Source organism: Paenarthrobacter sp. MSM-2-10-13 (assembly GCF_011605365.1).
In the GTDB taxonomy this organism is placed as follows: Bacteria; Actinomycetota; Actinomycetes; order Actinomycetales; family Micrococcaceae; genus Arthrobacter.
The window spans coordinates 185,254-207,330 of the sequence record NZ_JAAOXO010000002.1; the positions used below are offsets into that span (position 1 = coordinate 185,254).

A 22,077-nucleotide genomic window follows, 5' to 3' on the forward strand; every position below is an offset into this window, starting at 1 on the left:
TAATGCCCCTAAGAGCGCGTCTTCCGGGCGATATCTGTATCGAAAATCCCCATCAACCGCTGCATCTGTTCCCCGGCGTCGCTCCCGGGCGCCGGGGTGTAGACCACTATGTGCAGGTCCGGCCTGTCCGAAGGCGAGACCTGGTGGTGCTCCATCTGCAGCACTCCGACGGCGGGATGGTGAAACTGCCGTTCGCGGGACTCAAAGCCCAGGATGTCGTAGCGGTCCCAACTTTCCTGGAACTCCGGGCTGGCTTCCTTGAGCCGCTCCACTTGGTAGGCCACGTCCGGGTCTCCCAGCCGCTGCCCGGTTTCTGCCCGGAACTCCGCAAGGAACCTTTTGCTGGTGACGTCCCAGTCCGGGAGCAGGTCCCGGACATAGGGGTCAGTGAACACCAACCACAACAGGTTCCTGTCCGCGGCGTCGAACGTTCCTATATTCGGGTACAGCGCCTCATAGGCGCGGTTCCACCCGGCCACGCCCCAGTCCGGGGACAACGCATAGGACGGGTTGGGGTCCAGCGCGTCCAGAAGCCGTTGCACATGGGCGGGGGCATCGGCCGCCACGGGCCCTTTGGGCAGGGCAGAGGAGTAGCCACCCAGGGACAGCACGTAGCTTAGGCCGGTGTCCGAGAGGTGCAGTGCGCGGGCTATGGATTCCAGGACCTGCCGCGACGGGCTGATGTCCCGGCCCTGCTCCAGCCAGGTGTACCACGTGACGCTGACCCCGGAGAGGAAGGCGATCTCTTCCCGTCGGAGACCGCGTTCCCGGGACCTGCCCACCGGGGGCAACCCGTAATCGGAACGCAGGGCCTGGGTCCGGCGCGTCCTGAGGAACAGTCCCAGTTCTTTGCGTCTCTCATCTTTCACGGGCTCAACACTATTACTCTGGTACTACCAGTACTAGTAGCAGCACCGTCTTCCGCCCTGTGACGAACGACAGCAGGATGGTATTCATGCCTGCACTACGCTCAAGAACTGTCACCCACGGCCGCAACATGGCCGGAGCCCGCGCGCTGTTGCGTGCCTCCGGCGTTGCCAACACGGACATCGGCAAGCCGATCATTGCCGTCGCCAACTCCTTCACCGAGTTTGTCCCCGGCCACACCCACCTCGCTCCAGTGGGCCGGATCGTCTCCGACGCGATCCTCGCCGCAGGCGCCGTGCCGCGCGAGTTCAACACGATCGCCGTGGACGACGGCATCGCCATGGGCCACTCCGGCATGCTCTACTCGCTGCCGTCCCGTGACCTGATTGCCGACTCCGTTGAGTACATGGTCAACGCGCACTGCGCTGATGCCCTGGTCTGCATCTCCAACTGCGACAAGATCACCCCGGGCATGCTCATGGCCGCCCTGCGCCTGAACATCCCCGTGGTGTTCGTTTCCGGCGGTCCCATGGAGGCCGGCCGCGTGACCCTGACAGACGGATCCGTCCGCTCCCTTGACCTGGTGAACGCGATCTCCGACGCCGTGGACGAATCCATCTCAGATGAAGACATCAACCTGATCGAAGAGAACGCTTGCCCCACCTGTGGCTCCTGCTCAGGCATGTTCACCGCCAACTCCATGAACTGCCTGGCCGAAGCGATCGGGCTGGCCCTGCCGGGCAACGGTTCCGTGCTGGCCACCCACACCGCCCGCAAGGCGCTGTACGAGAAAGCCGGTTCAACAATTGTTGAGCTGGTGAAGCGCTATTACGACGGCGACGACGAGTCCGTATTGCCGCGCTCCATCGCCACTGCCGAGGCTTTCGACAACGCCATGGCCCTGGACATCTCCATGGGCGGCTCCACCAACACCATCCTGCACTTGCTGGCTGCGGCGCAGGAAGCAGGCGTGGACTATGGCCTGGCCGAAATGGATGCCAAGTCCCGCCAGGTTCCCTGCCTGGCCAAGGTTGCCCCGAACGTTGCCGGCAACAAGACCTATTACATGGAAGACGTGCACCGTGCCGGCGGCATCCCGGCGCTGCTGGGTGAGCTGAATCGTGGTGGCCTCCTGCACAAGAACGTCCACTCGGTGCACTCCAACGACCTTGACGGCTGGCTGGATGATTGGGATGTCCGCGGCGGCAAGGCAACGGAAGAAGCCAAAGCGCTGTGGCACGCCGCTCCCGGTGGTGTCCGGTCCTCCACAGCTTTCTCGCAGTCAAACGTATGGACCTCCCTGGACACGGACGCTGAAGATGGCTGCATCCGGTCGGTGGAGCACGCGTTCTCCAAGGACGGTGGTTTGGCTGTGCTGCGCGGCAACGTCGCAGCGGACGGCGCCGTGGTGAAGACTGCCGGTGTGGACGAGTCCATCTGGATCTTCGAAGGCCCCGCAGTGGTGTGCGAGTCACAGGACGAAGCCGTGGAGAAGATCCTGAACAAGACCATCAAGGAAGGCGACGTGGTGGTGATCCGCTACGAAGGACCTCGAGGTGGACCCGGCATGCAGGAAATGCTCTACCCAACCTCGTTCCTCAAGGGCCGCGGCCTGGGCAAGAAGTGCGCCCTCATCACGGACGGCCGCTTCTCCGGCGGCACCTCCGGCCTGTCGATCGGGCACATCTCCCCGGAAGCTGCCTCCGGCGGCACCATCGCCCTGGTGGAGAACGGCGACATCATCAGCATCGACATCACCCAGCGCTCCCTCCAGTTGCAGGTCTCCGACGAGATCCTCGCCGAACGCCGCGAAAAGCTCCTGGTCAACGGCGGCTACAAGCCCAAGGACCGCGAACGCCACGTGTCTCCCGCACTGCGCGCCTACGCCGCCATGGCGCTGTCCGCAGACAAGGGCGCAGTCCGCGACGTCTCCCTGGTGGAAAACCTCTAAGGGTTTCGTTTTCAACAGAAAGCCGCCTGCCGTCGTCGTACTTCACCAACGTACGACGACGGTGCGGCGCCAACAGAACCGTCGACCTGCCCGGATGGGCAGGTCGACGGTTTCGTTGAGGGCTGGATCAGTTGATGGCTGCCTTCAGTTCCTTCGCGGCCAGCTCCGGATCTGCGGCACTGTAGATGGCACTGCCGGCGACGGCGACGTCGGCGCCCGCCAGTTGCACTGCTGCGATGGTCCCAGCATTCACCCCGCCGGCCACGGAGAACGGGACGCGTGCTTCCTCGCCCGCGTTGAGCAGGGTGCGCAGGTTGTAACCGGGCTGTGCCTGCTCATCCAGGCCTGCATGGAACTCGACGAACTTGGCGCCCAGCGCGCGAACTTCCTTGGCCCGGGACACCTTGTCCGCCACGCCGATCAGGTCTACTACGATGCCCTTGTTGTGCGCCTTGGCGGCCTTCACCGCGCCGGCAATGGTGGAGTCGTCAGCGGTGCCCAGGACCGAAACGAGGTCCGCTCCAGCCTTGAACGCTATATCCGCTTCGAGCTCGCCGGCGTCCATGGTCTTCATGTCGGCGAAGACGATCTTGGTGGGGTGGGCATCCTTGATGGCGGTGACGGCGGTCAAACCGGCAGCCTTGATGAGCGGCGTCCCGAGCTCGATGATGTCCACGTGCTCGGCCACCTTGCCGGCCAGGTCAAGGGCGTCCTCGACGGTGAGGAGGTCCAGTGCTACCTGCAGTTTCTTGGGTTCTTCTTTCTTTCGGAGGGTTTCGTTTGGAACGGATGGTGAGTGTTGGGGCGAAGCGGGTTTTGGTGCGGCTACTCGAGGTTGGCGTGGCGCAGCCAGAGTTGCTCGGCGGGCTCTTCGGTGTTCTCCCACAGGGTTTGGAACACTGCTTCGGTTGCCAGGAAGAGGGATTGCTCAAACAGGCTGCCGGAGTACTGGCGGGAAAGGCCGGAGCCGTGATCGGTCTTTTGCACTGCGGGAATGATCACCAATGCATCGGCCATGCCGGCCAAAGGTGATCCCGGGTTGGTGGTCAGAGCAGCCACGTCCGCGCCGGCGGCGATGGCTGTTTCGGCTGCCTTGACCACGCCTGAGGTGGTCCCTGAGCCGGAGGCCACCACAAGGAGGTCGCCGGAGGTGATGGCAGGTGTGGTGGTGTCCCCGGCAACATGGACCGTCAAGCCCAGGTGCATGAGGCGCATGGCCGCCATGCGGAGAACCAACCCGCTGCGGCCGGCGCCGGCAAGGAAGATCCGCTCCGCCCTGCGGATCCTGCCTGCCAGGGCTGCCAGCTGGTGGGCGTCGATTGCATTGGTGGTGCTCACTATTTCGTCCTGGATCAGGGACAGGTTGAGGGCGGCCTGGGCTGGTGTAGCGCTCAGGGAGGGCTTGTCTACTACGGCGTCCACACTCTCTCCTTTACTTGCCGTGGTTCTGCTTCCCTTCCAGCTTGGTGCAGTAACCGGGTGGGCGTAACGCTGATTTGGGATGGCTCTTCCCACCCCTTTGGGTAGTTTCTGCCGGGGCTGGGCACGTATGCTGGCCGGATGCAGAACTGGGCACTCCTCCACTCCATTAGCGATCTGGCAGCCGCGCCGCTGAACCGCATCGCCGAAGCCCTCCGCACCGCCACACTCCCGTTCCTCGCCAGCAGTGCCCTGGTGATCTTTACCGAGGACTGCACCGGCCGGCCCCAGAAGAAGGCGGGTGATGAAGGCGTGGGTCAGCCGCGTATCCATCGCCGAACTGGACCGGCTGAGGTCGGCGATGCCCGGCGAGGTCCCATGGCGCACTTCCGCGCTCATCGCCGGTGAGGAACGGGAAGTTCTCGCCTTGGGCTATGGGCCCAGTCAGGCGCTCCTGGTCCTGACCGACCCTTCGCCGGTTGAAGGACCGCAAAAGGAAGAGGAGGCACTTCGTCTGCTCAGCTATCTTTGGCGACTCACCGCCCGACGCATCCAGGAGAAAGTAACCGACGCGCCGCCGTCGTACCTTTTGGAATCGCGGGCGGCATCCGCTGAGCGGATCCGTGTGACGGCCGAGTTGATCGACCAGCACTCCACCACTCTGGAAACCCTGCTGGCGGCCCTGCGGTCGACCTCCATGGACGACGCCGCGGCCCGAACCTCAGTGACGGACCTCGCGGTCAAGGCTTTGGTGGACCTGCGGACGGTTAGCGACCGGACCAGCGATCTTGTGGAAGAGCCGGTGGTGACTGCGTTCGAGCGGCTTCGCGAGGATCTTCGGCCCTTGATGCACTTCAGCAATATCGACATTCAGTTCATCGAGCCGCCCGCCAACGGGCGTGCTCTGCCTGGCGAAGTAGCCCATGCTGCCCGCGCCGTCGTTCGCGGCCTTGTGTTGGCCATCGCGGAGCAGCCGGATGTCCGGCGCGTCCGTGCGCAGTGGGACTGCGACGGTGAGAACCTGCTGATCAACGTGCGCGACGACGGCCTTGGAGCCCTCACTCCGGACTCGCCCAGCATCACCCGGTTGCAGCAGCGGGTGCAGGCCGTTGATGGGCGGATGTCCCTTGACGTGATGCAGGGGTGGGGTGCGGATATCTCCGTGGTCTTGCCGCTGGACCCGCCGGCAGCGCCCATTGGTGACGTTGCCGTCTGGGATCTGGCGCCGAGGGAGCTGGAAGTTCTGCAGTTGCTCACCGCTGGGCAGCGGAACCGGAGCATCGCGGGCGCTCTTCATATCAGCGAAAACACGGTGAAGTTTCACATCCGTAACCTCTTCCGAAAACTCGACGTGCGTTCCAGGGCAGAGGCGATTGCCTTGGCGCACTCGGCCGGACTTCGCTAGCTGTACTTACGTCCTTGCGTCGGCGCATCTGCGGACACGCTGAGCGATTCGCCGACCGGTGATGGCAGAGAATATTTATTTCCCTTGGGGCGCGGGGGTCAAGTGCGCCTCATTGTGGGCTATCTTGATCGTTATGCGGCCCCGGATCGTCAATTGGCGCATTGCCTCAATTGGCAGGTTGCTTAGCTAAAGGGGCTAATGTTCTACAGCACGTTTGCAATTGTTCCGTATCGATGAAAGGAAATGCCTTGGCTGTTTCTGTTGAATTGGGCAAAGCACTCGATAAAGCCTACGAGAACTCCACCCTTGACGAAATCCTGGCGGCCCCGCCGTCGGCGCTCGCCGGACTTACCGACAAGCACAGCGAACTTCTCGCTGAACTGGGTATCAAGACCGTCAGGGACCTCGGGAGCAATAAGTATTTCGCCACCGCCGGCGTGCTGGTCGCGCTGGCTGGTAAAGCCGGCTAACTCGCACCGCATCAGCGGACGACGGCGGGAGGTCCCCGCCGTCGTCCGCTGACTGTTACGGTGCTTCCGGTCAGAGTGGCGCGTCGATGCCGAGGTCTTCGAGTGCCCAGGACAATATCCGCAGCTCGAAGGGGTGCCGTTCCTGAATCTCAAAGACGTAGGCGTCAAGCTCGAGGACGGGAGCATTCCCTCCCTCGGCCCAGTACCTGATCCATAGGTCTTCGAGATCTATGGTCCGGTTTCGTATGAGCTCTCTCGCTGTTTTGCGTGGATCTTCCATGGCAGGTGTCCCGTTGCAAGCGGCGGGTCGCTCTCGGAGTGGATTAATCAGGTTCCTTACTTATGAACCATACCTTCTGCTCGGATTCCCGGGCAATGGGTGACGGGAAGCCGAAGTGTTCCTACGATTAGGCTCATGGAACCCACTGCAAATGCTGAACACATCAGAAGCCTGCACGAGCTGGTGGTCGGTAGTTCCGACATCCACGGGATTTTGAACGCGGTGACCGGCTTTGCCCGCGATGCGATGAGCAAGGTAGCAGGCGAAAACATCGACTGCGCTTTGACGCTGCGCCGGCGCAAACGCACCGCCACAGTTGCCGGCAGCAGCGAGAGGGCCGTGCAGCTGGACAAAATCGAACAGGAACTTCAGCAGGGACCCTGTTTGGAAGCCCTCGACGCCGGGCATCCTGTGCTTCTGGCTGACGTCGCCACAGACACAAAATGGCCGCTTTACAGCAGAGCGCTCGCAGCTGAGGGCGTCCGCAGTGCGTTGGGCGTTCCCATGGACTTGGGCGAGACATCTCAAGCGGTCATCAACTTCTTTGCACCCACAGCGGGCATCTTTACGGATGCTGTGATTGCTGAAGCTACCGCCTTCGCCGATGTAGTGGGCAGCACGTTGCGTCTGGCCATCAGGATCGAAGCGGTGGAGCAGCTCAACGCCGACCTCAAGACGGCGATGTCCTCCAGAACAGTCATTGACCTCGCATGTGGTGTCATCATGGCCCAGAACCGTTGCAACCAGGACGAAGCCTTCAGCGTGCTGACCAAGGCGTCAAGCCACCGAAACCAAAAACTGCACGCCGTTGCCTCGGAAATCATCGCCAACCTCAGTGGCAGTACTGACAATCAGTTGCGCTTTGACGACTAGTTGCGCTCTGACGACTAGTGGTCAGTGCAAGCGGCCCCTTGCTTGCCGCCGCCAAGTGACGACGGCGGTCGCGGCGCACCGCCGTCGGGCTTGCGGGCAGGGGCGGTGGAAACTGTGGCAAGCCTGCGGGGCCTGGTGCGCCCCAGAAAGAGCGTGGCAAAAGGTGCAAGCAGCAGGAGCAGGCTAACAGTGCCCAACCCGGCGAGGCCTGCAACGAAGACCAAACCGGCCATGAACAGAAGGTGGATGTCCGACTGTTCCGTCAATGACAGGGTGGTTACGAAGGCCGGACTTTGAGATAGTTTCATATTTGCTCCTGCGGGGCGTCATTTACTCACTTTTCCTACTGCTGATGAGTGTTGTGAAAAGCCGGAAAGTGTCGGCAATTTTGGCGTGTTTCTTTGGAGCTGAAACTTTAGTCCGAATTCTGCATCACGTTTCCGCAGGTCAGAGCACATATCCAGTGCCCATGTCGTTGAATCGCGCACTGCGCCGTTGCCCTTTTCGGCCGCGTTGCGGTTCACCGACGGAGTTAGCAGTGGTGGGTGTGGCGGGTTCTGGGGCCCGCCCGGGGCGCCATCACTGCGTAAACCGGGCTAGTGCGGTCGGTCGTCTGAGTCGCGGCCGACCGCACGATCCGGTAGACTGCCGGATTGCGCAAACCTAGACTGACCGCATGGCGCACATCCAGCCCCGCATCCTCCGCGCTGTTTCCCTGGCATTCATTGCTGCCATCGTGATGGCAGGCTGCGCCGGAAGCGGCACCAGTCCTTTCGTCGGTGTCTGGGGTGACACCAGCGAGACGAAGCAACCCTCCCTGGACCTCACATCAGATGGCAGTGCCACCGGAACAGATGGCTGCAACAGGCTCATGGGAACGTGGAAAGAGGACGGCAAGACCATCTCGTTCGGAGGTTTCGCGTCCACCCGCATGGCCTGCGAGTGCGTCGATACCTGGCTTTCGCAGGCGGCCACAGCCAAGATCCAGGAAGACGGAAAGTTGGCAGTGTTCGGCCAGGGCGGGGATGTGATCGGGACGCTCGCTCCCGGCAAGTAACCGAAACCCGATCAGAGCCTGAGGCAGCGAACTACACGGAGTCCGGCTGGGTGTCTGCAGATTCCGGATCCGCGGTGCTGGAGGACAAGGGGTTCTCAATCTCGTCGGTCATCATGCGTGCTGCGAACAGTGCCACAAAGGCCATGATGGGGCATACCAAACCGGCAACGAAGAAGATAAGCCAGATAGGAACCACCTCGGCCATGGGCCCGGCCAGCGCCATGGACACCGGCATCAAGGCCAGCGAAACGAAGAAGTCCAGGCTCGAAATCCGGCCCAGCAAATGCCGTGGCACCCGCCGTTGCAGCAGTGTCCCCCAAATGACCATGCCGACTCCCTCGGTGGCACCGAAGATCAGCATGGCGGCGCCGAGCACCCAGAAATTGTCCATGAATCCTATGGCGGCCACAGGGAGGCTACCCAAGCCCCACGTCACAACCATTACCGTCAGGTAGCGCCGGGGGAGGCGGACCGTTGCCGTGGCCAGCGCGGCCGCGGCGCTGCCTACCCCCATGACTGCCAGCAGGAAGCCGAACGTCCTCGAATCGCCGCCCAACTGATCGCGGACGACGAACGGCAGCAGGACTTCGATGGGGCCAATCAGGAAAAGCACGGACAGGCAGGCCCAGATGAGGGTCCACAGAAGCCACGGTGTGCGGATGGTATAGCTGAATCCCTCCCGAAGGTCCTTCAATAGTGAGGACTTGCCAGTCGCTGCAGCGTCCGGTCCAGCGTCACCCCAGCCTGGAGCGAGTGGCGCTTGACGGCTCAGGAGGTTCACCATCCCAAACGCCAGCAGGTGGCAAACGGCCACCCCGGCCACTGCATGTGCCGGGGACAGCACTGCCACCAGGATTCCCGCGATGGCCGGACCGGCCGCCTGCTGCAAAACCGGCCGAACTGTTCCTTCCAGGCCATTTGCCGCCAGGAGATCGTCGGCGGGCAGGATCCGCGGGAGCATGGCCGAATACGCGGGGAAGAAGAATGCCTGGCCCACACCTATGACGAAAGCACCCACGGCCAGATGCCACAGTTCAATGACGTTGAACATGGCAAGCGCTGTGATGGTGGCAATGACAGCCAGATTGGCGCCCTCCACCGCGATGATCAGGAGCCGCTGCGGGAACCGGTCCGCCGCGATGCCACCGGCCAGGACGAAGCCCACCAACCCGATGCTGGCTGCGGTGGCCACCAAGGACAGTTCAAGCGGGCCGCCGCCAAGGTGTATCACCTCATAAACCATCGCCACCGCCCACATACCGGAGCCGAAGATGGAAATGGACAGCGCGGAAATCAGCACCCGGAATTCCCGGTGTGCAAAGGGACGCAACGCTCTCAGCGAGGCCATTTCACTAGCCTAAACCTGTGTGTTGGTGGCGTGCCTGGCACCCCGGTTACCGAACCCGGGTCCGGGAGGAAACTCCAGTTAGGAAGCGCCCGACGGCGGCGCGTCGTCGTCGTCGATGTCCGCACCTTCTGCGGGGTCCTGGCTGTGCAAACCGGTATCGTGCGGAACCCAGCCTTCAGTTTCACCCTCCGCCGGTGTGTCGGCGTGGTGCCGGACGGCATGTTCGTTCCTGTCCGAGGCGTTCATAACGGATACTCCCTGTCCTTGATTGGACTGCTTCCGTGAGTGCATCCCAGTTTACGCCCGGAGGATGGTCGATGGGGTCCGCTCTCCGCGGAATACTGTCCACATACGGCCTTTACCGTGTCTCGCAAAGCGAGGGCGTGGCATAGGCTGAAGCAAGCAGTTCCCCGTGAAACGACTAACTGCCAAGGAGAGGTGAAGATGCCCAAGCGCCCCAACCCGGCGGTGAAGATCGCCCAGGAAACAGCCCACAACGCAGTCTTTGACGCTGAAGGCAACACCAAGCCCGGAGTGCACAATATGCTGCTGAAGGCTGTGGAAGTCCAGCGACCCCTGGTCCTGGCCAACCTCCGCCGGCTCCAACGGAGGCACCCCAATGATTCACCGGCGCAGCTGGCCGCCAAGCTGGAGCGCCACTACCTGCTGGCCATCTCCGGCGGGGGCGCGGCGGTGGGTGCTACCGCCGTCGTGCCTGGTATTGGAACCGCGGCGTCGCTGGGACTATCCGCGCTCGCAACCGTGGGCTTCCTGGAGACCACAGCGCTCTACGCGTCGTCGCTTGCGGAGCTGCACGGCATTCGGCTGACGGATCCTGTGCGCGCGCAAACCATGGTCATGGCCATCATGCTGGGAGAAGAAGGCACGTCCATGCTGGGTGCCCTGAGCGGTCAATCGCTGGGGCGCGGCAAAGGCGTGACCAATGCCTGGGGCCGGACGCTGACCAAGAAGATTCCAGGAAGCGGCTTCGGAGTCATCCGGGACTCCATCCAGCGCGCCTTCTTGAAGAACCTCCTGAAGCGGCAAGGAACCGCGTTCCTCGGACGCGCCCTGCCGTTCGGCATAGGCGCCGTAGTGGGTGGCGGCGGCAACCTGATGATGGGCCGTGCTGTGGTGTCCACCGCCAAGGAAGCGTTCGGCCCGTTACCGGACACCGTCCCTGGCGAGCTGCTCCCAAACGCTCCCAGGAACACCGTGAACAACCCGACTTTGGAAGGCGGTAGCAGTGGATCTGAACGCTGACCTCGGGGAGTCTTTCGGCTCCTGGACCATGGGGGACGACGCCTCGATGTTCCGCATCGTGAGCAGCGCCAACGTGGCCTGCGGATTTCACGCCGGGGATCCCCTCACCATGCTGGACAGCTGCCGTGCGGCGTTCGAACTGGATGTCCGCGTCGGCGCCCATGTGGGGTACAGGGACATGGCCGGCTTCGGGCGGCGTTCCATGGACATGACTTTTGACGAGTTGTTCGGGGACGTTCTTTACCAACTTGGTGCCCTCGACGGCATGGCCCACGCGGTGGGAGCATCGGTGGACTACGTCAAGCCCCACGGTGCGCTTTACAACAGGATTGTCCGCGACGCTGAGCAGGCAGAAGCCGTGGTGGCGGCCGTCCATGCTTACGATCCCGGTCTGCCGGTTCTCGGATTGCCAGGGTCAGCGTGGCTGACGCTCGCCGAAGAAGCCGGGCACCCGGTGTTCCGCGAAGCATTCGTGGACCGGGCTTACCTGCCGGACGGGACCCTGGTACCGCGTACTCAGGAAGGTGCCGTGCTGCATGACCCTGACGCAGTCGTTGCCCAGGCCGTGCGGCTCGCAACGCGCAAGGAAGTGCTGGCCATCGACGGAACCGTGGTGCCAGTGCAGGCCGATTCGCTGTGCATCCACGGCGATACGCCCGGCGCGGTGAACATGGCTGCTGCGGTTCGGGAGGGCTTGGAGAAGGCCGGCGCTGAGATTGAAGCGTTCGCATAAATCCGTGTCCGTAAACCTGTGACTGGGGAGGTCCGATGGGTGCGGTAGTGGTGGAGCCGGGATCGAGCACGCTGGTTCTGGGCAAGGAGAAGGTACTGGACCGCGCGTCCATGCATCTGGCCAATGCCCTCTTGGGCAACCCGGACTCCGCCACTGGACTTGAGGTGCTGCTGGGCGGGCTGAAGCTGAGGTTCGTGACGGGCTCGGCTGTGGCGGTCACCGGTGCCGAGGGCCTGGTAACCCTCAACGGCAACGAACTTCCGCTGAACAAAGCCGTTAGGGTCCCGCCCGGAGCAGTACTTGAGTTCGGCCCTGCCCTGTTTGGTATTCGCTACTACCTGGCGGTCCAGGGCGGACTGTCGGCGCAAGGAGAGGCCCCACAAGGAAAGGCGCTGCGCGCTGGTGCGGCTTTAAAGTTCGGACGCCCGCATGGTTATGGTTTCCCCGACGTGAACCACCCTGCCCGGCGTGCTTTGGATCCGGAACGCCCGGTGGTGGTCAGGATTTCGCGCGGGCCGCAGGCAACGAACTTCGACGCCGGTACGTGGCTTCGATTGACCAGTGAACCCTGGATTCTCTCGCCGAAATCGGATCGGGTGGGTGCGCGGCTCGCTGGCCGACCACTTGACGGTGCTGCTGCTTCTTTGGATGCCGCTACGGAATCAGGCCAACCCCAACCGCGAATATCGGGCTCTGTCCTGCTGCCGCCGTCGGGCCTTCCTGTTGTTGCCCTGGCCGGCCACCCGGGTACTGCCGAGTCCCCGGTCATCGCAGTGGTCCGGGACGAGGACCTGGACCTGATCGGCCAAGCCAGGCCTGGACAAATGGTGCATCTTTTGGGCTGAGGGGGAAAGCTCAGCTCTGCCCACAGAACCGCGTCCGGGTGCCACAGCACATGTTCCCAATCAGGGTGCGTGGCATGGACGTGTCTCCCTTTAGAGTTTCTGCGCCAGCATGACCAGAATCCCGCTGGGGCCGCGAAGATACGTGAGCTTGTAGACGTCCTGGTAGTTCGCCACACCGCGCAGCGGGTGGCATCCGTGCTTGGCGGCTATCTCAAGGGCGTGGTCGATGTCGTCAACCGAGAAAGCCACGCGATGCATGCCGATCTCGTTGGGAAGGGTGGGATCTGTCTCTATCGCGTCAGGGTGCAGGTATTCGAAGAGCTCAAGTTGGCCCGTGCCGTCCGGGGTTTGGAGCACCGCGATTTTTGCGTGGTTGCCGTCCAACCCCACGGCGGTGTCGGCCCACTGACCGCTGACCGTATCCCGGCCCAAGACTGTGAGCCCCAGATCCGTGAAGAAGGCGATGGTTTCTTCGAGATCCCGAACCGCAATACCGACGTTTTCAAGTTTGATAGGCATGCGTTGAAGCTACCAAGGCAGACTTCATAGCTCCAGCGCCTTAGCCAAAGAGCAGATGCGCCACAGTGAAGATCGCCAAGCCGGCCAGGGCGCCCACCACGGTTCCGTTGATGCGGATGTATTGGAGATCCTTGCCCACCTGAAGCTCGATCTTTTGCGATGTCTCCTCGGCGTCCCAGCGGGCTACGGTATCGGAGATGACGCCAGCGATGTCCGAGCGATACGTATTCACCAGGTACCCGGCAGCATCGCCAATCCAGGTGTTCACCTTGCCGGCCAGTTCGTCATCGTTGACCAGGCGCGTGCCAAAGTCGCGGACGGCACTCTTGAAGCGCTGGCTCAGTTCGCTGTGGGGATCGTCGACGGCGTTGAGCAGCGCAGTCTTTACCGTTCCCCACGTGCGGGACGCCAGTTCGCGGACCTCGGGGTCGCCAAGGATCTGTGCCTTGATGGACTCGGCGCGCTCGATCATGGCGGGATCATGCTGCAGGTCCTGGGCCAGGTCTGCAAGGTAGGCGTCGATCGATTGCCGTACTTGGTGGTTTTGGTCCGCCTGCACAGCGCGAACAAATTTGGATAGTTCCACGTAAACCCGGTCACCAACCAGGCCGTCCACGAACGTCGGCACCCATAGGGGCGAGCGATCCGAGACGAGCCGGTTCACCGTTGCATGGTTGGCGTCCACCCAGTCGGCCGCACGGTCTACAAGGAGGTCAACCAAAGTGTGGTGGTGGCCGTCAGCAAAGATCCGTTCGGCCATGCGGCCCACGGGTGGTCCCCATGGCGGGGTGAGCAGGTGCTTGCGGACCATGCCCTCGATGACCGCCTGTACATCGTCGTCATTCAGTACGGTGAAGGCGCCGCGGATCACCGCGCCGCCTTCCTTGGCTACGCGCTCTGCACCGCCGGGCGCTGACAACCAGGTGCCGGCTTTGCGTGCGATGTCGATGCTCGCCAACTTGTCCTGCACAACCTCCTGGGACAGGAAATTGCTTTCGACGAAGTCGCTGAGGGATTCGCCGATCTGATCCTTTCGGCGGGGAATGATGGCAGTGTGCGGAATCTTTAGGCCCATGGGGTACTTGAACAGGGCGGTGACGGCGAACCAGTCGGCCAAGGCGCCCACCATGCCGCCTTCGGCCGCCGCCCGGACGTATTCCAGCCACGGGTACTGCTTCTGGAACGCGAACGCCACCGTGAAGATCACCGCCATGGCGATCAGTAGTGCCAGGGCCAACCGTTTCATGCGGAGCAATGCTGCCGCTTTTTCCATGTCTCCTGTGGGGGGAGCGACGACGCCGGAAGCCCTGCGTGGGGGCACGGCGCCAGTGGTGGAATTGGGGTTGGTGAGGTCTTCGGTTGGGATTCGTTCAGAGTTCACCTGCATTAGCCCAGCGTAGCCCCCGAGCATGCAGCGGTGTGGGCTAACGTGTCTGCATGACTAGCGACGACTTCGCCCCAAGCCGGCCCAAGGTCTATGCACATCGCGGCGCCAGTGCTGCGTTTGCCGAGCACACCCGGGCCGCCTATCTGAAGGCCATTGCCGATGGCGCTGACGGCGTGGAGTGCGACATCCACCTCACCCGGGACCAGCATCTCGTCTTGCTCCACGACGCAGACCTGGACCGCACGTCCACCGGGACAGGTCCGGTTGCGGAGCGCACTCTTGAGGAGCTCCGCGCCTTGGACTTCTCCTCATGGAAGGGTGCGCGGATCCCTGAGGCTTATGGGGGTGTGTCGGATCAGTTCCTCACGTTGCCGGACCTGCTGGACATTTTGTGTGAGGCTGGACGCGAAATTGGCCTGGCCATTGAACTCAAACACCCGAGTCCCTACGGACTGAAACTTGAAGATCGTGTTCTTGCCCGGTTGGAAGAGGAGGGCTGGACGCCGGAGGAGTCACGGCTGGAAAACATCCACATCTCCTTCATGAGCTTCGACTCGGACTCGGTGGGGCGCCTGCTGGAGACCGTTCCCGGGAAGCACATCTGCCAGTTGGTGGACAATTTCACGGCGAAGGAAATTCGTGAGGAGTTTGGTCTGGGATTCTTCACCGGAGGGGCTGTTGCCAACGTCATGAGGGCAACTCAAGAGGATGCGGAGCGTGTCCTGGATGAGGGCTTGGTAGGTATTGCGGGTCCTGGCATCGACTACGTACGTGAGCACGCGCGCAACGTTCAGCGCTGGTTAGAGGCGGGCCGCATCTTCCGGGTGTGGACCGTTGACTCGGAGAAGGACGTGGCCCTGTGTCAGGGACTCGGCATCCACGAGATCACCACCAACAAGCCGGCCCAGGTGCTCGCACAGTTGATGGTGTCCAAGTAGATCAGTTGGGTCCGGCTTTGGGTGCCACCCTGCCTGTGATTGAGTGGTCTCATGTCTTTTCGCTGGTCAGCCCAAGCAACCCGAACCACCTCCGCAGTCGCTCTGAGCGCATTGCTTCTGGCCAGCGCCGCGAAGCACTTCCGCACGCCCAAGTTCTATTACCCGGTGGTTCCGGATTACCTGTGCCGCAAGGATGAGCCCGGCAGTCGTCCGAACGGCCCGCTGGCAGTGATGTCACGCGAGGAATGGATCGCGACGTCGGGCCTGCTTGAGGTGACTGCCGGCGTCGGCCTCCTGATCCCCGGCACCCGTAAGGTAGCCGCGGATGCCACTACAGCGATGTTCACTGCATTCCTTGCGGGGCATATAGATGCTCTGCGACGCGCCTACGGTCCGAAGGGCACGGCCGCCGAACGGCGCATCCACACACTCCGCTTGCCTCTGCAGATTCCGCTCATTCTGTGGTCCTGGAGCCTGCGGAAATGAGCAGCAGTGCTCCTCCCATGAAGCTCAGGGAATCACCGGCATTCAAGGTGGCGCTGTCCCTGAGCATTGCGACCGGCCTCTACGGGGTGTCTTTCGGTGCCCTGGCGGTGGCATCGGGGTTTGATTTCTGGCAGACGATGGTGCTGAGCCTCCTGCTATTCAGCGGCGGTTCGCAGTTCGCCTTCATCGGCGTGGTTGCCGGCGGCGGCTCCGGGGTAGCGGCCATGACAGCCAGCGCGTTGCTGGGTCTTCGCAACGGTATTTACGGAATGCAGATCAACGCCATGCTCCGCCCCGGCGGGTGGAAACGTTACGTTTCCGCGCACATCACCATAGATGAATCGACGGCGACGGCGTCCGGTCAGACGGATCCCGACGAGCAACGACGCGGGTTCTGGACAGCCGGAATCGGAATATTCATCTTGTGGAATATTTTTACGGCCATTGGTGCGTTGGCTGGGGACGCCATGGGTGATCCCAAACAGTGGGGCTTGGATGGGGCTGCCGTTGCGGCGTTCCTGGCTCTGTTGTGGCCACGCTTGAAGGGACGCGAACCCTGGGCGATCGCCGCTGCCTGTGCGCTTGCGACTATCCTGGCCGTGCCGTTTGTTCCTTCGGGTGTTCCCATTCTGGTGGCCGCAGTTGTGGCCGGAGTGATCGGCTGGTTCAGCCACGCACGTTTGGATGAAGGTCTGGAACCGGACGTGGATCCGTATGCGGAGAAGCACCAGCGCGGGGGCGGAAAATGAACCTCTGGCTGTGGATCCTCATTGCCTGTGCGCTGGCGTATCTGACCAAGCTGGTGGGCTACTTTGTTCCGGCCAAGTTACTGGAGAGCCCGAGGATCATGCACGTCGCCGGGACCATGACCATTGGCTTGCTGGCATCCCTGACCGTGGTGAACGCCGTGGCGTCGGGACAAGGCCTGGTCCTCGATGCCCGCATGGGCGCGTTGGTTGCTGCCGCCGTCGCGCTGTGGCTGCGCGCGCCGTTCCTCGTCGTCGTGATTTCAGGTGCAGCAGCCGCAGCATTGCTGCGGCTGCTGGGCTGGGGGTAGAACGCGGTTAGTGAACTTCGGTCAGCGTCACGCCTGGTATGGCGGACTGTTCCGGAAGGGGCCGGGACGGCCGCTCGGTCCGGATAGCGTCTTCAATCAATGCCACGGGACGCTTCCACGCCGCTGATCCAGGTTCCATGGTGTCCACGGCGCCGATCAGCATGGCGACGAGCCGGACCATGTCCTCAATGGTGATATCGCGCCGCAGGGAGCCTTGGTCCTGACCGCGCTTGAGGAGGAATTCCATGGAACCGATGATGCCCCGGGTGATTCCAATCAGGAGCCCGCGTCTGCCGGCAACGGCGCCAAGAAGGTTCGCGTCCTCGCTCGCTACCTGCATCACGGCGTCGATGACTTTGATGAGTCCTTCGGCAGCGTCCATACCTTGCGCTGCTTCAGCGGCTACCGGGTCTACGTGCAGCCGCAATTGACGTGAGAGTGCTGCGAGCACCAGTTGCTCTTTGTCTGAGAAGTTGCGGAACAGCGTTGCGGGGCCAACTCCAGCGGTGGCGGCAATGGTCTGAAGCGGTACTTCCGGGCCGTGTTCCCGGAAGCACTGCCGGGCGGCGGTGATGATTTTGTCCACGTTTCGTGCGGCGTCGGCCCTGAGGGGCTTGCGTTCAGAGGGCTGTTCCATGCTTGTCAGGGTAGCAATGGAGCGCCTCGGGTCCGTTGTTACGCGGGAGTACGTTCTTATATGACAAACCGGTACATGAAACACTGGATTTCATGTTGCTTGCATTTTCAGTCGCCCCTTCGGGCCAGCCCGCTTCCGCCGCCAACGGGGGACCAACCCCTGACGCTTCCGTGCACGACGCCGTCGCTGCCGCGGTCAGGATTGTCCGCGAGTCAGGTTTGCCCAACCACACGGACTCCATGTTCACCACCATCGAAGGCGAATGGGACGAGGTTTTCGACGTCGTCAAGCGCGCCACCGAGGCGGTTGGCCGCTACGGCAGCCGCGTCTCCCTGGTCATCAAGGCAGACATCCGGCCCGGCTACAGCGGTGAGCTGACCGGCAAGGTTGAACGGCTCGAAGAGGCCATTTCCGCCACGGAGTAGATCCTTCCCCCAAGGTGCGGTGAGTGCCAGACTGGGGGCCATGATTGAACACGTAACCGAGCCTGGTTGGGTTGACGTCGAGCGTTACCTCACTGACGTCGTCGTTCGTCCTGATCCTGCGCATCAGCGCGCCGTGACATCCGCCGTGGAGGCTGGCATGCCGGCAATCGAAGTCGCCCCCAACGCGGGAAAGCTCCTCCGGATGCTCGTGCAGATGTCCGGTGCAAGGCGGGTGCTGGAGATCGGGACCTTGGCAGGGTTCAGCAGTATGTGGATGGCACAGGGGCTGCCCGACGACGGCAGGATAGTGACGTGCGAATTCCTCCAAAAGCACGCGGACGTCGCACGCGCCAACCTTGATGCCGCCGGTGTGGGCCACAAGGTGGATATCCGGGTGGGCGCTGCCTTGGACACCCTGCCCACCTTGGCAGGGCAGGAAGCGTTCGACTTCGTTTTCATTGACGCCGACAAAGAGAACGACTCCAACTACCTCGACTGGGCTATCCGCTTGGGGCGCTCAGGCACGGTGATTGTGGTGGACAACGTCATCTGGGACGGGGCCATCCTGGAGCCTGCACGGGACCCCGTTAACGCGCCGGGCATCGTGGCGATGCTGGAAAAGATGGGCCAGGATCCGCGCCTCGATGCCACGGCCATCCAGACGGTCGGCAGCAAGGGCTGGGACGGCTTCGCGATAGCCAGGGTGCGGTAGCCGATGGATTTCACGATTCGCCCGGCAACGGTTGACGATGCCGAGGCCATGGCCCACATGCACGTCCAGTCGTGGAAGGAGAGTTACGGGCACTTGCTGCCTCCGGAGTTCTTCGAGAAGCAGGAAGCGGCACTGCCGGACCGCATCGAACGGTACCGGGCGTTCATCGCTGCGGGCCACACCCGGATGTTGGCCCATGACCCCGACGGCCACTTGGTGGGCCTTGGCGCCGCAGGTCCCGGACAAGACGAGGACGGACCGTGCGAACGGGAGCTGTTCATGCTTTACACCTTGGAAAGCGTTCATGGACGGGGTGTGGGGCAGGCGTTGGTGAAGGCCTTGATCGGCGACGGACCTGCTTACCTGTGGGTGTTGGATGACAACCCTCGCGCCCAGGCTTTTTATCGGCGCAACGGTTTTGTGCCGGACGGAAAGCGCCAACTCTGCGACCCGTCCTGGTACTCCCTGCCGGAACATCGGATGGTGCGTCCCGGCGTCGTGTCTTAGCGGGAATCACATCCGCCCAAGCTGTTCCCACAGCTGACCCATATGGATATGGTGATCACGGGCGGTGCGGCTGAAGATCGCCCGGGTTGAAAGCGGGCGCCGAAATCGGAGCCTGAGTACGCCATTCGATTCTCGGGAGGAAGCATGACTGATCCAGAGCAGGATCCAAACCAGCAGGAAGGCCCCGCGGACGGTGGCGCGGCTGGCGTCCCCGGCACTCACGACGGCGGTGCTGATGGTGGCGCCGACGGCGGTGCCGATGGCGGTGCTGAAGGCCCCGCGGACGGTGGCGCGGCTGGCGTCCCCGGCACTCACGACGGCGGTGCTGACGGTGGTGCCGACGGCGGCGCCGATGGTGGTGCTGAAGGCCCCGCGGACGGTGGTGCGGCTGGCGTTCCGGGCACTCACGACGGCGGCGCTGACGGCGGTGCCGATGGCGGCGCCGAACAACAGGGCAGTTGAATTTGAGCTCTACCAGCACTGATTTCCAGGAGCCGGCGCCGTGAAGGGCGCCGGGGTCCTGGAAACACGACTGATCGACGTCGGCCTTGAAAAGTTTGCCGGCAACGTCTGGGGGCGCACCGCGCTGCTTAGCCGTGGCGTCAGCGACTTCTCCGACGTGTTTTCTGCCTGCGCCGTTGACGAACTGATTTCGCGTCGCGGTCTGCGCACCCCTTTTCTTCGCGTCGCCAAGGGCGGCTCCACGCTTCCCGAATCCTCTTTCACGTCCCCGGCGGGCGTTGGGGCCACCATCTCGGACCAGCTTGATGACACTGCTCTGTGGCGCAAATTTTCTGACGGAGCCACCCTCGTTCTGCAGGCGTTGCATCGAACGTGGGATCCAGTTTCACGCTTCAGTGCTCAGTTGAGCACCGAGTTGGGGCATCCTGTGCAGGCCAACGCTTACATCACGCCGCCTCAGAACCGCGGTTTCGACGACCACTACGATGTTCACGACGTTTTCGTCCTGCAGATCGAAGGAACCAAGCGCTGGATTATCCACGAGCCTGTCCACGTGGACCCGTTGCGTAGCCAGCCGTGGACCGATCGCCGCTCGGACGTCGTCGAGGCTGCTCAAGGCCCCGCTTACATTGACACGGTCCTCGAGCCCGGCGATGTCCTTTATCTCCCGCGTGGTTGGTTGCATGCGGCTCAGGCACAGGGCGAAGTTTCGATTCACCTCACGTTGGGAGTCCACACGTGGACTCGCCATGCGCTGGCCGAACAGCTCGCGCAGGCCGCGCTTGCTGCGCTGTGCGATGACCCGGAGATGCGCGGATCTTTGCCCCTGGGCGTGGATGGACCCGAGGGGGAACTCGCTGCTATCCGTGAACGCCTTGCCGCCGCCGTGCTTGAGGCTGATACCAGCTCCCAGTTCCAGCGCGCACGGAGGGGGCAGGGGCGTCCGGCCCCGCTTGGTCCGGTGGCCCAGCTCGCAGCTGTTCAGCGCCTCGGGCCAGGATCGCTGATTCGACTCCGGGACGCGCTGGAAGCCCGGCTCGAGGGCTCGCGGCTGAATACCCGCGTGGGGTGGCTCGACTTCCCCGAGGCCGATTTGCCGTCCGTGAAACGCCTGCTGGACGGAGGAGAGCACCTGGCAGAGGATCTAGGGGTTGAACTCGTGGAAAGGCTGTTGCGCGCAGGAGTCCTCGTCCCCGCTGAGCATTGATATTGATGAACATTGATATTGATGAACAGGGACGGTGAGCCGTGATGTCCCCGGTGGCTGCAACTCCAGGTTTCTTCTGTGCCAACAGCGCCCGCGTGCGCGGCGACTCGATGGCAGGCACGGCGTCACCGGGCACGGTCTGGGTCCTCATAGAGCATCGGGCCGGATGGCCGCCCAGTGGTTACGAAGGCCTTGATCTTGAGGCCGGAACCAAAGCCCTCGTTTCCACGGCAGCCCGGACGGCTGGTGCAAGGGTCCTCTTAGTGCGACGTCCAGGCCCCCGCCCGCGGCACGGTCCAAAACGTTGGGCAGTATTGCGTTATGAGAGCTCCGGCGCCCATCGGCAGCTCTGGGGATCGTGGGAGCAGGATGCGGACCTCGCGGGGATCGTTCCTGCATTGGCATCCCCCGGAGACCCTGGACTCCCGCCGGTCATCCTGATCTGCGCGCATGGCCGGCATGATCCCTGTTGCGCAGTGCGTGGCCGGCCGGTGGGGCGTGCGCTGGGCGAGCGTTGGCCGGACCTGGTGTGGGAGTGCTCCCATGTTGGCGGTGACAGGTTCGCTGCGAACGCCGTGCTGGCTCCGGACGGTGTGTATTACGGAGGTCTGGACGCCGAGTCGTCCGTAGCCACGATTGAGAGTCATTTCTCCGATCGCATCCACGCAGAGTATTTGCGCGGGTACACGGACCTTTCCCCGGTGCAACAAGCGGCCATTGTGGCCGTGCTGGCCCGTTTCGGTCCTGCCGGCCGGCACCACTATGTGGTCACGGAAACCGTGCGCGACGGCGAACTGTGGCGTGTTCAGATCACCGGCAGGCCGCCCCGCCCGGCGAATATCACGGTGGACCTGCTGGCCCGCCGCTCCGTGCCGAGCCAGCTCACGTGCTTGGCGCCGTCGACGGGTTCTGTTGTGGTTTACGAGCCGACGTCAGTCCGGTCTGCCTGACGAAACGGCCGTCAGCCTCTCCTGGGGGGCGCACCTTTCCGGGGCCTCACCTCTCCCCGGAGCCTCAGCGCGGTTTCGTTTCCTCGGGTCGATCCATGTCCAGGGGCGAGCCGTCCAGTGACGTGTCGAGCAGGCTGGGTGGTTTGGGCACGCGTGCCAGGAGGAGGCAGACCACCGTCAGCCAAGCGACCGCCACGGTCAACACCTCCGCCCATACCGATGCTCCTAGTTCCATGTAGAGATCATATGGCTCTTAGAGGCAAAACTGTAAGTAGCCTT

The 22,077-nt window shown here is 63.0% G+C and carries 28 protein-coding genes and 1 pseudogene; 18 read left to right on the plus strand and 11 right to left on the minus strand.

Annotated features, from left to right (window positions below):
• Nucleotides 1-8: 8 nt before the first annotated feature.
• Nucleotides 9-869 (minus strand): helix-turn-helix transcriptional regulator, encoded by an 861-nt coding sequence (locus HAV21_RS06620; protein WP_142936993.1) that lies wholly within the window; start codon nucleotides 867-869, stop codon nucleotides 9-11.
• Between the two features lie 86 nt (nucleotides 870-955).
• Between HAV21_RS06620 and ilvD the strand changes: the two genes are divergently transcribed.
• Nucleotides 956-2,818: a dihydroxy-acid dehydratase gene (gene ilvD, locus HAV21_RS06625; protein WP_166841132.1), complete on the plus strand. Its 1,863-nt coding sequence runs from the start codon at nucleotides 956-958 to the stop codon at nucleotides 2,816-2,818.
• 127 nt (nucleotides 2,819-2,945) lie between these two features.
• On the opposite strand, the gene hxlA is transcribed toward ilvD, so the two are convergent.
• Together hxlA and hxlB are read right to left on the minus strand one after the other, a co-directional pair.
• Nucleotides 2,946-3,563 (minus strand): 3-hexulose-6-phosphate synthase, encoded by a 618-nt coding sequence (hxlA, locus tag HAV21_RS06630; RefSeq protein ID WP_166841363.1) that lies wholly within the window; start codon nucleotides 3,561-3,563, stop codon nucleotides 2,946-2,948.
• An 80-nt stretch (nucleotides 3,564-3,643) separates the two neighbouring features.
• The gene (hxlB, locus tag HAV21_RS06635; RefSeq protein ID WP_223941546.1) at nucleotides 3,644-4,240 is read right to left on the minus strand and encodes a 6-phospho-3-hexuloisomerase; all 597 of its coding nucleotides are present in this window, start codon (nucleotides 4,238-4,240) and stop codon (nucleotides 3,644-3,646) included.
• A 138-nt stretch (nucleotides 4,241-4,378) separates the two neighbouring features.
• Between hxlB and HAV21_RS06640 the strand changes: the two are divergent.
• Both HAV21_RS06640 and HAV21_RS06645 read left to right on the plus strand, forming a co-directional pair.
• Nucleotides 4,379-5,642, plus strand: a pseudogene (locus HAV21_RS06640) (LuxR C-terminal-related transcriptional regulator).
• A gap of 248 nt (nucleotides 5,643-5,890) precedes the next feature.
• Nucleotides 5,891-6,112, plus strand: coding sequence for a hypothetical protein (locus tag HAV21_RS06645; RefSeq protein WP_142936988.1), 222 nt, complete (start codon nucleotides 5,891-5,893; stop codon nucleotides 6,110-6,112).
• A 70-nt stretch (nucleotides 6,113-6,182) separates the two neighbouring features.
• Here HAV21_RS06645 and HAV21_RS06650 read toward each other — a convergent pair whose 3' ends face one another.
• Nucleotides 6,183-6,392 carry a hypothetical protein gene (locus HAV21_RS06650; RefSeq protein ID WP_142936987.1) on the minus strand — a complete coding sequence of 70 codons (210 nt, stop codon included), beginning with the start codon at nucleotides 6,390-6,392 and terminating at the stop codon, nucleotides 6,183-6,185.
• A 135-nt stretch (nucleotides 6,393-6,527) separates the two neighbouring features.
• Between HAV21_RS06650 and HAV21_RS06655 the strand changes: the two genes are divergently transcribed.
• Nucleotides 6,528-7,265 (plus strand): GAF and ANTAR domain-containing protein, encoded by a 738-nt coding sequence (locus HAV21_RS06655; protein ID WP_142936986.1) that lies wholly within the window; start codon nucleotides 6,528-6,530, stop codon nucleotides 7,263-7,265.
• A gap of 14 nt (nucleotides 7,266-7,279) precedes the next feature.
• On the opposite strand, the gene HAV21_RS06660 is transcribed toward HAV21_RS06655, so the two are convergent.
• Nucleotides 7,280-7,573 (minus strand): hypothetical protein, encoded by a 294-nt coding sequence (locus HAV21_RS06660; protein WP_142936985.1) that lies wholly within the window; start codon nucleotides 7,571-7,573, stop codon nucleotides 7,280-7,282.
• Between the two features lie 368 nt (nucleotides 7,574-7,941).
• Here HAV21_RS06660 and HAV21_RS06665 point away from each other — a divergent pair, with 368 nt between their 5' ends.
• Entirely contained in the window at nucleotides 7,942-8,322 is a 381-nt protein-coding gene (locus tag HAV21_RS06665) for an META domain-containing protein (protein ID WP_166841133.1), read from the plus strand.
• 31 nt (nucleotides 8,323-8,353) lie between these two features.
• Here HAV21_RS06665 and HAV21_RS06670 read toward each other — a convergent pair whose 3' ends face one another.
• Both HAV21_RS06670 and HAV21_RS06675 read right to left on the minus strand, forming a co-directional pair.
• Nucleotides 8,354-9,670: an MFS transporter gene (locus tag HAV21_RS06670; RefSeq protein WP_166841134.1), complete on the minus strand. Its 1,317-nt coding sequence runs from the start codon at nucleotides 9,668-9,670 to the stop codon at nucleotides 8,354-8,356.
• 78 nt (nucleotides 9,671-9,748) lie between these two features.
• Nucleotides 9,749-9,916 carry a hypothetical protein gene (locus tag HAV21_RS06675; protein ID WP_165450140.1) on the minus strand — a complete coding sequence of 56 codons (168 nt, stop codon included), beginning with the start codon at nucleotides 9,914-9,916 and terminating at the stop codon, nucleotides 9,749-9,751.
• A 198-nt stretch (nucleotides 9,917-10,114) separates the two neighbouring features.
• Here HAV21_RS06675 and HAV21_RS06680 point away from each other — a divergent pair, with 198 nt between their 5' ends.
• Genes HAV21_RS06680 through HAV21_RS06690 form a run of 3 tightly spaced genes read left to right on the plus strand, consistent with a single transcriptional unit; the run spans nucleotide 10,115 to nucleotide 12,511 of the window.
• Nucleotides 10,115-10,933, plus strand: a complete 819-nt coding sequence (locus HAV21_RS06680; RefSeq protein WP_166841135.1) for a hypothetical protein — start codon at nucleotides 10,115-10,117, stop codon at nucleotides 10,931-10,933.
• The gene (locus HAV21_RS06685; protein ID WP_166841136.1) at nucleotides 10,917-11,666 is read left to right on the plus strand and encodes a 5-oxoprolinase subunit PxpA; all 750 of its coding nucleotides are present in this window, start codon (nucleotides 10,917-10,919) and stop codon (nucleotides 11,664-11,666) included. The genes HAV21_RS06680 and HAV21_RS06685 overlap by 17 nt, the downstream gene beginning before the upstream one ends.
• Nucleotides 11,667-11,701: 35 nt before the next feature.
• On the plus strand, nucleotides 11,702-12,511 hold the full coding sequence (locus HAV21_RS06690) for a biotin-dependent carboxyltransferase family protein (protein ID WP_166841137.1): 810 nt from the start codon (nucleotides 11,702-11,704) through the stop codon (nucleotides 12,509-12,511).
• A 90-nt stretch (nucleotides 12,512-12,601) separates the two neighbouring features.
• On the opposite strand, the gene HAV21_RS06695 is transcribed toward HAV21_RS06690, so the two are convergent.
• Nucleotides 12,602-13,030: a VOC family protein gene (locus HAV21_RS06695; protein ID WP_142936979.1), complete on the minus strand. Its 429-nt coding sequence runs from the start codon at nucleotides 13,028-13,030 to the stop codon at nucleotides 12,602-12,604.
• A gap of 40 nt (nucleotides 13,031-13,070) precedes the next feature.
• The gene (locus HAV21_RS06700) at nucleotides 13,071-14,417 is read right to left on the minus strand and encodes a DUF445 domain-containing protein (protein WP_166841138.1); all 1,347 of its coding nucleotides are present in this window, start codon (nucleotides 14,415-14,417) and stop codon (nucleotides 13,071-13,073) included.
• 50 nt (nucleotides 14,418-14,467) lie between these two features.
• On the opposite strand from HAV21_RS06700, the gene HAV21_RS06705 reads away from it, so the two are divergent.
• From HAV21_RS06705 to HAV21_RS06720, 4 genes are read left to right on the plus strand one after another with little or no spacing between them, the layout of a single operon-like run.
• Nucleotides 14,468-15,355 carry a glycerophosphodiester phosphodiesterase family protein gene (locus tag HAV21_RS06705; RefSeq protein WP_166841139.1) on the plus strand — a complete coding sequence of 296 codons (888 nt, stop codon included), beginning with the start codon at nucleotides 14,468-14,470 and terminating at the stop codon, nucleotides 15,353-15,355.
• Between the two features lie 51 nt (nucleotides 15,356-15,406).
• A complete protein-coding gene (locus tag HAV21_RS06710) occupies nucleotides 15,407-15,841 on the plus strand; it encodes a hypothetical protein (protein ID WP_166841140.1) in 435 nt (144 codons plus the stop codon).
• The gene (locus tag HAV21_RS06715; RefSeq protein ID WP_166841141.1) at nucleotides 15,838-16,590 is read left to right on the plus strand and encodes an AzlC family ABC transporter permease; all 753 of its coding nucleotides are present in this window, start codon (nucleotides 15,838-15,840) and stop codon (nucleotides 16,588-16,590) included. Before HAV21_RS06710 ends, HAV21_RS06715 begins: the two co-directional genes overlap by 4 nt.
• Nucleotides 16,587-16,898 (plus strand): AzlD domain-containing protein, encoded by a 312-nt coding sequence (locus HAV21_RS06720; protein ID WP_142936974.1) that lies wholly within the window; start codon nucleotides 16,587-16,589, stop codon nucleotides 16,896-16,898. The genes HAV21_RS06715 and HAV21_RS06720 overlap by 4 nt, the downstream gene beginning before the upstream one ends.
• Before the next feature lie 7 nt (nucleotides 16,899-16,905).
• Here HAV21_RS06720 and HAV21_RS06725 read toward each other — a convergent pair whose 3' ends face one another.
• A complete protein-coding gene (locus HAV21_RS06725) occupies nucleotides 16,906-17,535 on the minus strand; it encodes a TetR/AcrR family transcriptional regulator (RefSeq protein WP_142936973.1) in 630 nt (209 codons plus the stop codon).
• Nucleotides 17,536-17,627: 92 nt separating this feature from the next.
• On the opposite strand from HAV21_RS06725, the gene HAV21_RS06730 reads away from it, so the two are divergent.
• The 6 genes from HAV21_RS06730 to HAV21_RS06755 all read left to right on the plus strand — a co-directional run bounded on the left by HAV21_RS06730 (nucleotide 17,628) and on the right by HAV21_RS06755 (nucleotide 21,798).
• Nucleotides 17,628-17,960, plus strand: coding sequence for a thiamine-binding protein (locus HAV21_RS06730; RefSeq protein WP_142936972.1), 333 nt, complete (start codon nucleotides 17,628-17,630; stop codon nucleotides 17,958-17,960).
• Between the two features lie 40 nt (nucleotides 17,961-18,000).
• Nucleotides 18,001-18,672 carry an O-methyltransferase gene (locus tag HAV21_RS06735; RefSeq protein WP_166841142.1) on the plus strand — a complete coding sequence of 224 codons (672 nt, stop codon included), beginning with the start codon at nucleotides 18,001-18,003 and terminating at the stop codon, nucleotides 18,670-18,672.
• Nucleotides 18,673-18,675: 3 nt separating this feature from the next.
• Nucleotides 18,676-19,179 carry a GNAT family N-acetyltransferase gene (locus HAV21_RS06740; RefSeq protein ID WP_142936970.1) on the plus strand — a complete coding sequence of 168 codons (504 nt, stop codon included), beginning with the start codon at nucleotides 18,676-18,678 and terminating at the stop codon, nucleotides 19,177-19,179.
• A 144-nt stretch (nucleotides 19,180-19,323) separates the two neighbouring features.
• Nucleotides 19,324-19,641, plus strand: coding sequence for a BatC protein (locus tag HAV21_RS06745; RefSeq protein WP_166841143.1), 318 nt, complete (start codon nucleotides 19,324-19,326; stop codon nucleotides 19,639-19,641).
• A gap of 40 nt (nucleotides 19,642-19,681) precedes the next feature.
• Nucleotides 19,682-20,848 (plus strand): cupin domain-containing protein, encoded by a 1,167-nt coding sequence (locus HAV21_RS06750; protein WP_166841144.1) that lies wholly within the window; start codon nucleotides 19,682-19,684, stop codon nucleotides 20,846-20,848.
• 44 nt (nucleotides 20,849-20,892) lie between these two features.
• Nucleotides 20,893-21,798, plus strand: a complete 906-nt coding sequence (locus tag HAV21_RS06755) for a sucrase ferredoxin (protein ID WP_243753177.1) — start codon at nucleotides 20,893-20,895, stop codon at nucleotides 21,796-21,798.
• Nucleotides 21,799-21,862: 64 nt separating this feature from the next.
• On the opposite strand, the gene HAV21_RS06760 is transcribed toward HAV21_RS06755, so the two are convergent.
• The gene (locus HAV21_RS06760) at nucleotides 21,863-22,033 is read right to left on the minus strand and encodes a hypothetical protein (protein ID WP_166841145.1); all 171 of its coding nucleotides are present in this window, start codon (nucleotides 22,031-22,033) and stop codon (nucleotides 21,863-21,865) included.
• Between the last annotated feature and the right edge of the window lie 44 nt (nucleotides 22,034-22,077).

Bases quoted from the DNA above. Each gene is read 5' to 3' on its own strand.
- ilvD (WP_166841132.1), top strand. From the start codon at position 956: ATGCCTGCACTACGCTCAAGAACTGTCACCCACGGCCGCAACATGGCC.
- HAV21_RS06650 (WP_142936987.1), bottom strand. From the start codon at position 6,392: ATGGAAGATCCACGCAAAACAGCGAGAGAGCTCATACGAAACCGGACC.
- HAV21_RS06655 (WP_142936986.1), top strand. From the start codon at position 6,528: ATGGAACCCACTGCAAATGCTGAACACATCAGAAGCCTGCACGAGCTG.
- HAV21_RS06660 (WP_142936985.1), bottom strand. From the start codon at position 7,573: ATGAAACTATCTCAAAGTCCGGCCTTCGTAACCACCCTGTCATTGACG.
- HAV21_RS06665 (WP_166841133.1), top strand. From the start codon at position 7,942: ATGGCGCACATCCAGCCCCGCATCCTCCGCGCTGTTTCCCTGGCATTC.
- HAV21_RS06670 (WP_166841134.1), bottom strand. From the start codon at position 9,670: ATGGCCTCGCTGAGAGCGTTGCGTCCCTTTGCACACCGGGAATTCCGG.
- HAV21_RS06675 (WP_165450140.1), bottom strand. From the start codon at position 9,916: ATGAACGCCTCGGACAGGAACGAACATGCCGTCCGGCACCACGCCGAC.
- HAV21_RS06680 (WP_166841135.1), top strand. From the start codon at position 10,115: ATGCCCAAGCGCCCCAACCCGGCGGTGAAGATCGCCCAGGAAACAGCC.
- HAV21_RS06690 (WP_166841137.1), top strand. From the start codon at position 11,702: ATGGGTGCGGTAGTGGTGGAGCCGGGATCGAGCACGCTGGTTCTGGGC.
- HAV21_RS06695 (WP_142936979.1), bottom strand. From the start codon at position 13,030: ATGCCTATCAAACTTGAAAACGTCGGTATTGCGGTTCGGGATCTCGAA.
- HAV21_RS06700 (WP_166841138.1), bottom strand. From the start codon at position 14,417: ATGCAGGTGAACTCTGAACGAATCCCAACCGAAGACCTCACCAACCCC.
- HAV21_RS06705 (WP_166841139.1), top strand. From the start codon at position 14,468: ATGACTAGCGACGACTTCGCCCCAAGCCGGCCCAAGGTCTATGCACAT.
- HAV21_RS06710 (WP_166841140.1), top strand. From the start codon at position 15,407: ATGTCTTTTCGCTGGTCAGCCCAAGCAACCCGAACCACCTCCGCAGTC.
- HAV21_RS06715 (WP_166841141.1), top strand. From the start codon at position 15,838: ATGAGCAGCAGTGCTCCTCCCATGAAGCTCAGGGAATCACCGGCATTC.
- HAV21_RS06720 (WP_142936974.1), top strand. From the start codon at position 16,587: ATGAACCTCTGGCTGTGGATCCTCATTGCCTGTGCGCTGGCGTATCTG.
- HAV21_RS06725 (WP_142936973.1), bottom strand. From the start codon at position 17,535: ATGGAACAGCCCTCTGAACGCAAGCCCCTCAGGGCCGACGCCGCACGA.
- HAV21_RS06730 (WP_142936972.1), top strand. From the start codon at position 17,628: ATGTTGCTTGCATTTTCAGTCGCCCCTTCGGGCCAGCCCGCTTCCGCC.
- HAV21_RS06735 (WP_166841142.1), top strand. From the start codon at position 18,001: ATGATTGAACACGTAACCGAGCCTGGTTGGGTTGACGTCGAGCGTTAC.
- HAV21_RS06740 (WP_142936970.1), top strand. From the start codon at position 18,676: ATGGATTTCACGATTCGCCCGGCAACGGTTGACGATGCCGAGGCCATG.
- HAV21_RS06745 (WP_166841143.1), top strand. From the start codon at position 19,324: ATGACTGATCCAGAGCAGGATCCAAACCAGCAGGAAGGCCCCGCGGAC.
- HAV21_RS06755 (WP_243753177.1), top strand. From the start codon at position 20,893: ATGTCCCCGGTGGCTGCAACTCCAGGTTTCTTCTGTGCCAACAGCGCC.
- HAV21_RS06760 (WP_166841145.1), bottom strand. From the start codon at position 22,033: ATGGAACTAGGAGCATCGGTATGGGCGGAGGTGTTGACCGTGGCGGTC.